We start from the raw sequence: 14,035 nt of genomic DNA, 5'->3' as shown, positions 1-14,035 counted from the left end.
CCAGCGACACAGCGACCACTTGCGACACCACGAGGCTTGAACGCAGTGAACTTCACGCGCTGGAGCGCCCGGTTTCCCGGAACGCAGCGCCGCGCCGCCGCCCGGACCGAACACGCCGCCGCCCAGGCCAAGCGGGGTGAAGGCTCCGTCCCGGCAGCCCGCGGCGGCCGCGCCGACCCCGGAACCGAGCGGCCCGCGCCCGCCGCGGACGGCAGCCCCGCCGACCCCACGGTCTGCGGCACCGGCAGCGGATCCGGCACCACCCCGGCCGTCGCCCCCGTGCCGCGTACGGGCGTCGTCGCCGCGTTGCCCACCCCCGACGAGCTCTCCGTGCGCGAGGTCCTCGGCCGGCTGCCGGCCCTGGTCGCCCTCGTCCACGGACCCGAGCACCGCGTCGCCTACGTCAACGACGCCTACACCGCCGGCTTCGGTGCCCGCACGCCCGGCGACCCCGCCCACGAGGCCCTTCCCGAGCTCGGCGAGCTCGGCCTGCTCCCCCTCCTCGACCAGGTCCAGCGCAGTGGCCGGCCCCGTACCGCCAAGAACCGCACGACACCCGGCGGCACCAGCTCGTACACCGTCACCTGCACCCCGGTGGAGTTCCCCCGGTCGGCCCCCGGGCGGGACCCCGACCCGGACCCCGACCACACCGGGATCCTGATCCACCTCGCCGACGTCACCGACCACGCCGAGGCCGTCGAACGCCTGCGCGCGAGCGAGCGCCGTCAGCGCGAGGCCGCCGTCACCCTCCAGCGCTCCCTCCTCCCGCAGGAACTCGAACAGCCCGACGACCTGCGCGTCGCCGCCACTTACCAGCCCGGCGGCACCGAGGCGGCCGTCGGCGGCGACTGGTACGACGTCATCACCCTCGGCGCCGGCCGCACCGCCCTCGTCATCGGCGACGTCATGGGCCGCGGGGTCCGCGCCGCCGCCGTCATGGGCCAGCTCCGTACGGCCGTCCGCGCGTACGCGCGCCTCGACCTGCCCCCGCACGAGGTGCTCCAGCTCCTCGACGGCCTCGCCGCCGAGATCGACGCCAGCCAGATCGCCACCTGCGTCTACGCCGTCCACGACCCCAACGAGGGCCTGCTCGCGTACGCCTCCGCCGGCCACCTCCCGATCCTGGTCCGCGACGAGGACGGCACCGTCCGCAGAGCCGCCGACCCCACCGGCCCGCCGCTCGGCACCGGCGGCTGGCTCCACACCTCCGGCACCATCGCCCTGGGCCCCGGCTCCACCGCCGTCCTCTACACCGACGGCCTGGTCGAGCGCCGCGGCGAGGACATCGACGAAGGCGTCGCCGCCCTGGAGCGCGCCCTCTCCGGTGCCCAGGGCACCCCGGCCGTCATCTGCGACCGCCTGATGCGCGCCCTCGGCGTGGACGCCGACCACGACGACGACGTCGCCGTGATGGTCCTCCAGCAGCCCGCCCGCACCGGCGCCGACGCCGAGCTCTTCCACAACGCCGCCCTGGAACTCCTCGGTGGCATCGAGGCCGCCCCGCGCGCCCGCGCCTTCGCCCAGGGAGTCCTCGCCTCCTGGCGCTTCCCGGTCGAGCTGTGCGACCTCGGCGTACTGGCCGCGAGCGAGCTCGTCGCGAACTCCCTCCAGCACGGCACCCCGCCCATGCGCCTGCGGCTGCGCCGCACCGACCGCCGACTGATCATCGAGGTCACCGACGGGGACGACCACCTCCCGCGCCGCCGCCGCGCCGAACCGGCCGACGAGACCGGCCGCGGCATCTCGATCGTCGCCACCATCGCCTCGTCCTGGGGCTCCCGCCGCACGCCGGGCGGCGGCAAGGCCGTGTGGTGCGAGTTCGCGCTGCCGGAGAAGTAGCCGGGATGGACGGAAGGCCCCGGTCCACAGGACCGGGGCCTTCCGCGTATCCGTACTACTTACACGCCCACGGGCTCGGAGACCTTGGCCGACGCGGCCGCAGGCCCCTGGGCCACGACCCTGCTCACCGACGACGGGTTGTCCTGCACCGGGCTCAGCTGCTTGCCGAGCCGCAGCGCGAGCCAGGAGATACCGAGCGACACGAGCAGGAAGGTCCCGATGTAGAGCATCGGAACGCCCGCACCCAGCGGTACTCCGAGCGGCCCCAGCGCCAGCGCCATCTGCTTGACCAGCGCGAAGGCCGAGTTGTACTGGCCCACGGAGCCCTCCGGAGCCAGGTCTGCCACCAGCGGTGCCAGGGTCGGCGACAGCATGGCCTCGCCGATGCCGAAGAGCGCGTACGTGGTGATGAACGCGGCGGCGGCCATCATCGCGCTGCCGTGCCCCAGCCCCGAGAACCCGGCGATGACCCACGCCACGGTCCAGATCAGCCCGACCAGCGCGATCACCCGGGACCGGCGGCGCTTCTCGACCAGCCTCAGCACGACGAACTGCGCCACGACGATCGCACCGGTGTTGGCGGCGAGTGCGAAGCCCAGCGTCGAGGGGGAGATCCCGGCGGCCTCGGTACCGAAGGCGGCCAGACCCGACTCGAACTGTCCGTAGCAGGCGAAGAAGAGGACGAAGCCCAGGACGCACAACTGCACCATGGCCTTGTGCCGCAGCAGCCGCTTCCACGCGCCGCCGCCGGCCTGGGACGGGTCCTTCGGTACGGCGTCCTTGATGCTCGGCACGCGCGGCAGGCGCACGGTGAGGATGATCCCCGCCAGCACCAGGAACATCACGGCCTCGATGCCGAACAGCAGGGAGAAGCTGCCGGGCCGGCTCTCGTCGACGATCTGGCCGCCGATGAGACCGCCGATGCCCAGGCCCAGGTTCTGCATGAAGAACTGCATGGCGAAGGCACGCGTCCGGGTGGACGGCGTGGAGCACCACACGATCATCGTGGCGAGGGCCGGCTGCATCACGGCCTGCCCGGCGCCGAGCGTCAGGGCCGACAGCAGGATCGGCACGATGCCGGTGGAGAGCCCGAGGGAGAGCGCGCCCACCGAAGCGGCGACGGCCGCACCGATGACCACGGGGACCGGACCACGTCGGTCGATGACCCGACCGGTGAGGGGCAACGCGACAAGGGCCCCCAGGGCGAACGCCACGAACGCAGTCGTGGCGGCCATGGAGCCCAGACCTCGCACCTGCGCCACATAGATGTAGAGGAACGGAACCGTGAAACCGATGCCGAACGCGGTCAGCGCGTTCCCGGCCTGGATCCGCCGCATCGCAGCGCCCATCACCTTGGTCACTTCTCACCTGCCTTTGAGAGCCGAAGACTGAAGACTTCAGAACTTCATACCTAAACTTCGATGTTTAACTCTACACATCGAAGGAGTTAGACGCCAACGGGTTCGTGCGATACTTCGACCCATGGGTGACACCCCCGACGGCACTACGCCCGTCCACGAACCGAGCCTCGATGAGCAGATCGCCGTCTATCAGCGCGAGTTCCAGGACCTCGACCCGCAGGTCGAGAAGGTGGTGTCGGCGCTGAGCCGCCTGAACCGCCGCATGAACGTCGCGTACGGACGCCAGACCGCGGCCCTGGGCATCAGCAACGCGGAGTGGGAGGTCCTCAAGGCCCTCGTCATCTCCGGAGCCCCGTACCGGATGGGCCCGAGCGAACTCGCGAAGCAGCTGGGCCTCACGCCGGCGGCGATGACCCACCGGATCGACCGCATGACGGCGGAAGGACTGGTCACCCGCGAGCGCGACGAGTCCAACCGGGTCCGCGTGATCGTGGAGCTCACCGACGAGGGCCGCAGCAAGTGGCTAGACGCGATGCGCGCGGCCACGGTCTTCGAGGAGGACCTCCTCCAGGACCTCTCCACAGCGGAGCGCGGGGTGCTGGGCGACATGCTGACGCGGCTGCTGGACCGCGTGGAAGACCTCCAGTCCCCTAGCTGACCACCCAAGTTGACACAGCCCCCGGGGATCCGTAAGGTTCTTCGAGTTGTCCCAGAGCCGGAAGGTTTTGGCGACAACGAATCCCGCCGCCTCGTAGCGGCACCCAACTCAGCACGATCTCCCACTGGGAACGAATTCGGCATGCCCGAATTCATTTCCGAAGGCCGATTATGAATCGCCGGGGAAATCCACTAGAGTTCGGGAGTCGGAAGGGCCCAACAGCCCGGAAGACAAACCCCGCTGACTGGGGGTCAGGCACGAAAGAGTCTGATAGAGTCGGAAACGCAAGAACACAGAACGAAAGCCCGGAGGAAAGCCCGAGAGGGTGAGTACAAAGGAAGCGTCCGTTCCTTGAGAACTCAACAGCGTGCCAAAAATCAACGCCAGAAGTTGATACCCCGTCCACTTCGGTGGATGAGGTTCCTTTGAAAAAGACCTGTGAGGCTTCCTCGTGGAGCACTTGCAGGCAACAACACAGCGAGGACGTTGTGGCGCGTCGGTCATATTCCGACATGACGTGCCCGCTCTAAGTGATGTGTGCACCCGATTACGGGTAAACATTCATGGAGAGTTTGATCCTGGCTCAGGACGAACGCTGGCGGCGTGCTTAACACATGCAAGTCGAACGATGAAGCCCTTCGGGGTGGATTAGTGGCGAACGGGTGAGTAACACGTGGGCAATCTGCCCTTCACTCTGGGACAAGCCCTGGAAACGGGGTCTAATACCGGATACCACTCCTGCCTGCATGGGCGGGGGTTGAAAGCTCCGGCGGTGAAGGATGAGCCCGCGGCCTATCAGCTTGTTGGTGGGGTAATGGCCCACCAAGGCGACGACGGGTAGCCGGCCTGAGAGGGCGACCGGCCACACTGGGACTGAGACACGGCCCAGACTCCTACGGGAGGCAGCAGTGGGGAATATTGCACAATGGGCGAAAGCCTGATGCAGCGACGCCGCGTGAGGGATGACGGCCTTCGGGTTGTAAACCTCTTTCAGCAGGGAAGAAGCGAAAGTGACGGTACCTGCAGAAGAAGCGCCGGCTAACTACGTGCCAGCAGCCGCGGTAATACGTAGGGCGCAAGCGTTGTCCGGAATTATTGGGCGTAAAGAGCTCGTAGGCGGCTTGTCACGTCGGATGTGAAAGCCCGAGGCTTAACCTCGGGTCTGCATTCGATACGGGCTAGCTAGAGTGTGGTAGGGGAGATCGGAATTCCTGGTGTAGCGGTGAAATGCGCAGATATCAGGAGGAACACCGGTGGCGAAGGCGGATCTCTGGGCCATTACTGACGCTGAGGAGCGAAAGCGTGGGGAGCGAACAGGATTAGATACCCTGGTAGTCCACGCCGTAAACGTTGGGAACTAGGTGTTGGCGACATTCCACGTCGTCGGTGCCGCAGCTAACGCATTAAGTTCCCCGCCTGGGGAGTACGGCCGCAAGGCTAAAACTCAAAGGAATTGACGGGGGCCCGCACAAGCAGCGGAGCATGTGGCTTAATTCGACGCAACGCGAAGAACCTTACCAAGGCTTGACATATACCGGAAAGCATTAGAGATAGTGCCCCCTTGTGGTCGGTATACAGGTGGTGCATGGCTGTCGTCAGCTCGTGTCGTGAGATGTTGGGTTAAGTCCCGCAACGAGCGCAACCCTTGTCCTGTGTTGCCAGCATGCCCTTCGGGGTGATGGGGACTCACAGGAGACCGCCGGGGTCAACTCGGAGGAAGGTGGGGACGACGTCAAGTCATCATGCCCCTTATGTCTTGGGCTGCACACGTGCTACAATGGCCGGTACAATGAGCTGCGATACCGTGAGGTGGAGCGAATCTCAAAAAGCCGGTCTCAGTTCGGATTGGGGTCTGCAACTCGACCCCATGAAGTCGGAGTTGCTAGTAATCGCAGATCAGCATTGCTGCGGTGAATACGTTCCCGGGCCTTGTACACACCGCCCGTCACGTCACGAAAGTCGGTAACACCCGAAGCCGGTGGCCCAACCCGTAAGGGAGGGAGCTGTCGAAGGTGGGACTGGCGATTGGGACGAAGTCGTAACAAGGTAGCCGTACCGGAAGGTGCGGCTGGATCACCTCCTTTCTAAGGAGCACAGTACCGATTGCAGACAAACGTTCTGCACGGTCAGCTCATGGGTGGAACGTTGATTAGTTGGCACGGTTTCTGAAACTTCCTGTAAGTACTGCTTCGGCGTGGAACACAGTGACAGTGGACGGGATCGTGCCTGGCACGTTGTTGGGTCCTGAAGGTACGGCCGTAAGGTTGATCTTCAGTGCCGGCCCCAGTGAACTCGCCAGCTTGTCTGGTGGGGTGATGGGTGGCTGGTCGTTGTTTGAGAACTACACAGTGGACGCGAGCATCTGTGGCCAAGTTTTTAAGGGCGCACGGTGGATGCCTTGGCACCAGGAACCGATGAAGGACGTGAGAGGCCGCGATAGGCCCCGGGGAGCTGCCAACTGAGCTTTGATCCGGGGGTGTCCGAATGGGGAAACCCGGCAGTCGTCATGGGCTGTCACCCACTGCTGAACACATAGGCAGTGTGGAGGGAACGAGGGGAAGTGAAACATCTCAGTACCCTCAGGAAGAGAAAACAACCGTGATTCCGGGAGTAGTGGCGAGCGAAACCGGATGAGGCCAAACCGTATGCGTGTGATACCCGGCAGGGGTTGCGCATGCGGGGTTGTGGGAATGAGCTTGACCGGTCTGCCGGCCGGTCGGCGAGTCAGAAACCGTTGATGTAGTCGAAGGACATGCGAAAGGTCCGGCGTAGAGGGTAAGACCCCTGTAGACGAAACATCAGCGGCTTGCTTGCTCATCTCCCAAGTAGCACGGGGCCCGAGAAATCCCGTGTGAATCTGGCGGGACCACCCGCTAAGCCTAAATATTCCCTGGTGACCGATAGCGGATAGTACCGTGAGGGAATGGTGAAAAGTACCGCGGGAGCGGAGTGAAATAGTACCTGAAACCGTGTGCCTACAAGCCGTGGGAGCGTCGCCGTTGTTCTTCGGAACAACGGTCGTGACTGCGTGCCTTTTGAAGAATGAGCCTGCGAGTTAGCGGTGTGTAGCGAGGTTAACCCGTGTGGGGAAGCCGTAGCGAAAGCGAGTCCGAATAGGGCGATTGAGTTGCACGCTCTAGACCCGAAGCGGAGTGATCTAGCCATGGGCAGGTTGAAGCGGAGGTAAGACTTCGTGGAGGACCGAACCCACCAGGGTTGAAAACCTGGGGGATGACCTGTGGTTAGGGGTGAAAGGCCAATCAAACTCCGTGATAGCTGGTTCTCCCCGAAATGCATTTAGGTGCAGCGTCGTGTGTTTCTTGCCGGAGGTAGAGCACTGGATAGGCGATGGGCCCTACCGGGTTACTGACCTTAGCCAAACTCCGAATGCCGGTAAGTGAGAGCACGGCAGTGAGACTGTGGGGGATAAGCTCCATGGTCGAGAGGGAAACAGCCCAGAGCATCGACTAAGGCCCCTAAGCGTACGCTAAGTGGGAAAGGATGTGGAGTCGCAGAGACAACCAGGAGGTTGGCTTAGAAGCAGCCACCCTTGAAAGAGTGCGTAATAGCTCACTGGTCAAGTGATTCCGCGCCGACAATGTAGCGGGGCTCAAGCGTACCGCCGAAGTCGTGTCATTGCAGCAATAGGGCCAACGCCCGCTGTGATGGGTAGGGGAGCGTCGTGTGCCGGGTGAAGCAGCAGCGGAAGCTAGTTGTGGACGGTTCACGAGTGAGAATGCAGGCATGAGTAGCGATACACACGTGAGAAACGTGTGCGCCGATTGACTAAGGGTTCCTGGGTCAAGCTGATCTGCCCAGGGTAAGTCGGGACCTAAGGCGAGGCCGACAGGCGTAGTCGATGGACAACCGGTTGATATTCCGGTACCCGCTTTGAAACGCCCAATATCGAATCAGGCGATGCTAAGTCCGTGAAGCCGTTCCGGACCCTTCGGGGAAAGGAAAGTGGTGGAGCCGACGAACCAGACTTGTAGTAGGTAAGCGATGGGGTGACGCAGGAAGGTAGTCCAGCCCGGGCGGTGGTTGTCCCGGGGTAAGGGTGTAGGCCGAGGGGTAGGCAAATCCGTCCCTCATTAAGGCTGAGACCTGATGCCGAGCCGATTGTGGTGAAGTGGATGATCCTATGCTGTCGAGAAAAGCCTCTAGCGAGTTTCATGGCGGCCCGTACCCTAAACCGACTCAGGTGGTCAGGTAGAGAATACCGAGGCGTTCGGGTGAACTATGGTTAAGGAACTCGGCAAAATGCCCCCGTAACTTCGGGAGAAGGGGGCCATCACTGGTGATCGGACTTGCTCCGTGAGCTGGGGGTGGCCGCAGAGACCAGCGAGAAGCGACTGTTTACTAAAAACACAGGTCCGTGCGAAGCCGTAAGGCGATGTATACGGACTGACGCCTGCCCGGTGCTGGAACGTTAAGGGGACCGGTTAGTGCACTTTCGGGTGTGCGAAGCTGAGAACTTAAGCGCCAGTAAACGGCGGTGGTAACTATAACCATCCTAAGGTAGCGAAATTCCTTGTCGGGTAAGTTCCGACCTGCACGAATGGCGTAACGACTTCTCGACTGTCTCAACCATAGGCCCGGTGAAATTGCACTACGAGTAAAGATGCTCGTTTCGCGCAGCAGGACGGAAAGACCCCGGGACCTTTACTACAGTTTGATATTGGTGTTCGGTTCGGCTTGTGTAGGATAGGTGGGAGACTTTGAAGCAGCCACGCCAGTGGTTGTGGAGTCGCCGTTGAAATACCACTCTGGTCGTGCTGGATGTCTAACCTCGGTCCGTGATCCGGATCAGGGACAGTGTCTGATGGGTAGTTTAACTGGGGCGGTTGCCTCCCAAAGGGTAACGGAGGCGCCCAAAGGTTCCCTCAGCCTGGTTGGCAATCAGGTGTTGAGTGTAAGTGCACAAGGGAGCTTGACTGTGAGACCGACGGGTCGAGCAGGGACGAAAGTCGGGACTAGTGATCCGGCGGTGGCTTGTGGAAGCGCCGTCGCTCAACGGATAAAAGGTACCCCGGGGATAACAGGCTGATCTTCCCCAAGAGTCCATATCGACGGGATGGTTTGGCACCTCGATGTCGGCTCGTCGCATCCTGGGGCTGGAGTCGGTCCCAAGGGTTGGGCTGTTCGCCCATTAAAGCGGTACGCGAGCTGGGTTTAGAACGTCGTGAGACAGTTCGGTCCCTATCCGCTGTGCGCGTAGGAATATTGAGAAGGGCTGTCCCTAGTACGAGAGGACCGGGACGGACGAACCTCTGGTGTGCCAGTTGTCCTGCCAAGGGCATGGCTGGTTGGCTACGTTCGGGAGGGATAACCGCTGAAAGCATCTAAGCGGGAAGCCTGCTTCAAGATGAGTATTCCCACCTCCTTGAGAGGGTAAGGCTCCCAGTAGACGACTGGGTTGATAGGCCAGATGTGGAAGCCCGGTAACGGGTGAAGCTGACTGGTACTAATAGGCCGAGGGCTTGTCCTCAGTTGCTCGCGTCCACTGTGTTAGTTCTGAAATAACGAACGGCTGTGAAAACACCAGCGTTCAAATTTCATAGTGTTTCGGTGGTCATAGCGTTAGGGAAACGCCCGGTTACATTCCGAACCCGGAAGCTAAGCCTTTCAGCGCCGATGGTACTGCAGGGGGGACCCTGTGGGAGAGTAGGACGCCGCCGAACAATCATTGCGGAAGCCCCGCACCAGACCTTCACGGGTCCGGTGCGGGGCTTTTCTGCGTTCACCGGCCGGATACGAGCCGGCTGGGTATCCTGGCCGCGTTCCCCTGGAGGACGCGATGACAGCACAGCAGCTGGAAGACGACGGGCCCCTCATTCCCCAGCCGGCCATGACGCGGGAAGCCCTGCGGGACGCCGTGCGCCGCATCGACATGGCCAGCCTGGCCGTGCTCGACAAGGAATGCAACGAGGCGTTCGACCGTGCCGCGGAGACGGGTGCCATCAACCCGCTGCGGTTCTTCCTGATCAAGTGGGCCACGCACGTGGCGATCCACCGCTGGCCGGCGCGGGCGGCGGCCCTCCACGAGGCGGAACGTGTCGCGGGAGACCCCGCCGCTACGGAGCCGGAGTTCCGGGCCGCGATGGAGACCAGCAGCCGCATCCTGGCCGAGGCCCAGCGCGAGATCGGTCAGTGACTCCGAGGGGCGAAGGCGTCGAGAACGACAGCGGCTGGGCCTGGGAATGCGATCCCGGCCGGCTGTGGGTGCTCGGCGACATGCCCGCGGAGCAACAGCACCTTGTCAGCGCCGTGATGGACGGCCTGACCGACCTGGCGGCGATGGCGATCGACCCCAAGGACGGCAGCCTCTACGAGGACCCGCACCCCATGCGGCTCCGTACGTACGAAGACGAGCACCTGATGCTCTGGTACCAGACGATCCCGCACCGCCGCCGGGTCTACCTGAAGCGGGTCAACCTTTGAAAGCCCGCCGATGCCCGGGGACGGACGTACTTGAGTCTCCCGTGGGAGGAGACTGCAAGGTAGGCGCATGGACGGCGCACCCCTCTATCGGATCGGCGACCTGGCTCGGCTCACCGGTGTCACGGTCAAAACCATCCGGTTCTACTCCGACCACGGACTCGTGGTGCCCGTCGGCCGTAGTCCTGGCGGCTACCGCCTCTACGACCTCGACGCCGTGGCACGCCTTGACCTCGTACGGTCCCTCCGTGAGCTCGGGCTCGACCTGGAGACCGTCGGGAAGGTGATCGACCGGGAGCTGCTGCTTCCCGGTGTCGCCGCGGCGCACGCCGAGGCCCTCGACGTCCAGATACGCATCCTGCGGATGCGGCGTGCCGTGCTGACGGCAGTGGCGCAGCGCGGATCCACCCCTGAGGAGATGCATCTCTTGCACAAGCTGGCCAGGTTGTCGGAGGAGGAACGCCAGAGGCTGGTCGGCGGGTTCCTGGAGGCCGTCTTCGGCGATCTGGAAGCGGACGCCTCGCGGGCGGGGATCACGCGCTCCATGACTCCGGAGCTGCCAGACGATCCGGAGGCGGAACAGGTCCAGGCGTGGGTGGAGCTGGCCGAGCTCGCGCAGGATCCGGACTTCCGCGCGACGGTGCGGCGCATGGCGGAGGACCAGGCTGCCGAGCGCGGCCCGGGCGAGGCCACGGTGCCGAAACGGGATCTCGCCGCGACGGTCTGCGGCGAGGTCGCCCCAGCCGTGGCAGCCCGCATCGGGCCGACATCGTCCCGGGGAGCGGAGATCGCGTCCACGCTCACAGCCCATTACGCGCGACTCCTCGGCCTGCCGGACGACATGGAGCTCCGCGGCCGGCTGGTGAGCAGGCTGGAGAGGATGAACGATCCGCGTAGAGAGCAGTACTTCCGGCTGCTGGCCGTGATCAACGGCTGGGAGGCGCCGGAGAGTCTGACGCCGGTCCTCGACTGGGCGGTCCAGGCCGTCCAGGCCGTCCGTGCCGGGATGCCTCGATGAGGGGCCAGGAGCCCGTGGGGCTTGAGTCGCCGGCGACGGCTGTTGGGAGCGCGCTGGTTCTCCGACCGTGGTGTAGGGAGGATGTCGGCGCCCTCGTCGAGGCGTACCGGGATCCGACGCTTCGCCGGTGGACGAGCGAACCGGTCGACAGCGAGGCCGAGGGGCTGCACTGGGTGCAGGCCCGGCAACAGGGACGGCTGGCGGGGGACTCGTTCGCCTTCGCCGTCCACGAAATGCACCCGGAGCAGGCTTCGCGGAAGTTGGCTGGCCACGTGGTCCTCAAGCGAGTGACGCCGGACGGGCCGTCCGCCGAGGTCGGGTACTGGACGGCGGCGCACGCCCGGGGACGGGGCGTGGCCTCCCGAGCCCTGGAGGCTCTCACCACCTGGGCCTTCGATGCGTTCCGGGCCGAGGGCCTGGCACGCATCGAACTCCTGCACCAGGTGGACAACCTCGCATCCTGCGGCGTGGCACGGAAGAGCCACTACGAGTACGCCGCGACCCTGCCGGCGGCGCCACCCCTGTACCCCCTCGACGGCCATCTGCACGTACGCCTCGACCCGCGGGCCCCTGGTCCGGCCCCGTTTTGACTCTGCCTGGACACGGTTGTAGGGTTGAGCAGTTGCCTGGAGCTGGACAAGCTCGGCAGCACCACCCCGCAAGGAATGCAATTCGGCGCGGGGACTCGACTCTTCATTCGGGAATCGAAGCCGGTAAATCCGGTGGAGAACTTCTGATAGAGTCGGAATCGCCGGAAAGGGAAAGCGCGAAAGCGCAGAACCTGGAAAGCACCGAGGAAGTCGGACACGAAAGAGTCTGATAGAGTCGGAAACGCAAGAACACAGAACGAAAGCCCGGAGGAAAGCCCGAGAGGGTGAGTACAAAGGAAGCGTCCGTTCCTTGAGAACTCAACAGCGTGCCAAAAATCAACGCCAGAAGTTGATACCCCGTCCACTTCGGTGGATGAGGTTCCTTTGAAAAAGACCTGTAAGGCTTCCTTGTGGAGCACTTGCAGGCAACAACACAGCGAGGACGTTGTGGCGCGTCGGTCATATTCCGACATGACGTGCCCGCTCTAAGTGATGTGTGCACCCGATTACGGGTAAACATTCATGGAGAGTTTGATCCTGGCTCAGGACGAACGCTGGCGGCGTGCTTAACACATGCAAGTCGAACGATGAAGCCCTTCGGGGTGGATTAGTGGCGAACGGGTGAGTAACACGTGGGCAATCTGCCCTTCACTCTGGGACAAGCCCTGGAAACGGGGTCTAATACCGGATACCACTCCTGCCTGCATGGGCGGGGGTTGAAAGCTCCGGCGGTGAAGGATGAGCCCGCGGCCTATCAGCTTGTTGGTGGGGTAATGGCCCACCAAGGCGACGACGGGTAGCCGGCCTGAGAGGGCGACCGGCCACACTGGGACTGAGACACGGCCCAGACTCCTACGGGAGGCAGCAGTGGGGAATATTGCACAATGGGCGAAAGCCTGATGCAGCGACGCCGCGTGAGGGATGACGGCCTTCGGGTTGTAAACCTCTTTCAGCAGGGAAGAAGCGAAAGTGACGGTACCTGCAGAAGAAGCGCCGGCTAACTACGTGCCAGCAGCCGCGGTAATACGTAGGGCGCAAGCGTTGTCCGGAATTATTGGGCGTAAAGAGCTCGTAGGCGGCTTGTCACGTCGGATGTGAAAGCCCGAGGCTTAACCTCGGGTCTGCATTCGATACGGGCTAGCTAGAGTGTGGTAGGGGAGATCGGAATTCCTGGTGTAGCGGTGAAATGCGCAGATATCAGGAGGAACACCGGTGGCGAAGGCGGATCTCTGGGCCATTACTGACGCTGAGGAGCGAAAGCGTGGGGAGCGAACAGGATTAGATACCCTGGTAGTCCACGCCGTAAACGTTGGGAACTAGGTGTTGGCGACATTCCACGTCGTCGGTGCCGCAGCTAACGCATTAAGTTCCCCGCCTGGGGAGTACGGCCGCAAGGCTAAAACTCAAAGGAATTGACGGGGGCCCGCACAAGCAGCGGAGCATGTGGCTTAATTCGACGCAACGCGAAGAACCTTACCAAGGCTTGACATATACCGGAAAGCATTAGAGATAGTGCCCCCTTGTGGTCGGTATACAGGTGGTGCATGGCTGTCGTCAGCTCGTGTCGTGAGATGTTGGGTTAAGTCCCGCAACGAGCGCAACCCTTGTCCTGTGTTGCCAGCATGCCCTTCGGGGTGATGGGGACTCACAGGAGACCGCCGGGGTCAACTCGGAGGAAGGTGGGGACGACGTCAAGTCATCATGCCCCTTATGTCTTGGGCTGCACACGTGCTACAATGGCCGGTACAATGAGCTGCGATACCGTGAGGTGGAGCGAATCTCAAAAAGCCGGTCTCAGTTCGGATTGGGGTCTGCAACTCGACCCCATGAAGTCGGAGTTGCTAGTAATCGCAGATCAGCATTGCTGCGGTGAATACGTTCCCGGGCCTTGTACACACCGCCCGTCACGTCACGAAAGTCGGTAACACCCGAAGCCGGTGGCCCAACCCGTAAGGGAGGGAGCTGTCGAAGGTGGGACTGGCGATTGGGACGAAGTCGTAACAAGGTAGCCGTACCGGAAGGTGCGGCTGGATCACCTCCTTTCTAAGGAGCACAGTACCGATTGCAGACAAACGTTCTGCACGGTCAGCTCATGGGTGGAACGTTGATTAGTTGGCACGGTTCTTCGGAT

Annotated in this window: 7 protein-coding genes and 4 rRNA genes; 10 read left to right on the top strand and 1 reads right to left on the bottom strand. The window is 63.3% G+C overall.

The genetic code is table 11. From position 1 onward, the window contains the following. Nucleotides 1–45 precede the first annotated feature (45 nt). On the top strand, nucleotides 46–1,839 hold the full coding sequence (locus tag OG429_RS18590) for an ATP-binding SpoIIE family protein phosphatase (protein ID WP_328930333.1): 1,794 nt from the start codon (nucleotides 46–48) through the stop codon (nucleotides 1,837–1,839). Nucleotides 1,840–1,898: 59 nt separating this feature from the next. On the opposite strand, the gene OG429_RS18585 is transcribed toward OG429_RS18590, so the two are convergent. Beyond that, entirely contained in the window at nucleotides 1,899–3,188 is a 1,290-nt protein-coding gene (locus tag OG429_RS18585) for an MFS transporter (protein ID WP_328930332.1), read from the bottom strand. Between the two features lie 133 nt (nucleotides 3,189–3,321). Between OG429_RS18585 and OG429_RS18580 the strand changes: the two genes are divergently transcribed. The 9 genes from OG429_RS18580 (at nucleotide 3,322) to OG429_RS18540 (ending at nucleotide 13,947) form a co-directional block, all read left to right on the top strand. Further along, nucleotides 3,322–3,858 (top strand): MarR family winged helix-turn-helix transcriptional regulator, encoded by a 537-nt coding sequence (locus OG429_RS18580; protein ID WP_069921218.1) that lies wholly within the window; start codon nucleotides 3,322–3,324, stop codon nucleotides 3,856–3,858. 560 nt (nucleotides 3,859–4,418) lie between these two features. Continuing rightward, nucleotides 4,419–5,942: ribosomal RNA gene (locus OG429_RS18575) — 16S ribosomal RNA — on the top strand. A gap of 282 nt (nucleotides 5,943–6,224) precedes the next feature. Beyond that, nucleotides 6,225–9,346: ribosomal RNA gene (locus OG429_RS18570) — 23S ribosomal RNA — on the top strand. 76 nt (nucleotides 9,347–9,422) lie between these two features. Beyond that, nucleotides 9,423–9,539: ribosomal RNA gene (gene rrf, locus OG429_RS18565) — 5S ribosomal RNA — on the top strand. The 16S, 23S and 5S rRNA genes sit together here, the layout of an rRNA operon. A gap of 116 nt (nucleotides 9,540–9,655) precedes the next feature. After that, a complete protein-coding gene (locus OG429_RS18560) occupies nucleotides 9,656–10,012 on the top strand; it encodes a hypothetical protein (RefSeq protein ID WP_328926432.1) in 357 nt (118 codons plus the stop codon). Next, nucleotides 10,009–10,299: a hypothetical protein gene (locus OG429_RS18555; protein ID WP_328926431.1), complete on the top strand. Its 291-nt coding sequence runs from the start codon at nucleotides 10,009–10,011 to the stop codon at nucleotides 10,297–10,299. Before OG429_RS18560 ends, OG429_RS18555 begins: the two co-directional genes overlap by 4 nt. 67 nt (nucleotides 10,300–10,366) lie before the next feature. Continuing rightward, entirely contained in the window at nucleotides 10,367–11,314 is a 948-nt protein-coding gene (locus OG429_RS18550; protein WP_328926430.1) for a MerR family transcriptional regulator, read from the top strand. After that, a complete protein-coding gene (locus OG429_RS18545) occupies nucleotides 11,311–11,904 on the top strand; it encodes a GNAT family N-acetyltransferase (protein WP_328926429.1) in 594 nt (197 codons plus the stop codon). The genes OG429_RS18550 and OG429_RS18545 overlap by 4 nt, the downstream gene beginning before the upstream one ends. A 519-nt stretch (nucleotides 11,905–12,423) precedes the next feature. Further along, a 16S ribosomal RNA gene (locus OG429_RS18540) occupies nucleotides 12,424–13,947 on the top strand. Nucleotides 13,948–14,035: the final 88 nt, after the last annotated feature.

The organism is Streptomyces sp. NBC_00190 (assembly GCF_036203305.1).
GTDB lineage: Bacteria > Actinomycetota > Actinomycetes > Streptomycetales > Streptomycetaceae > Streptomyces.
Note: the sequence above shows the minus strand (reverse complement) of the source record. Positions and strands in the feature narration are given on the sequence as shown.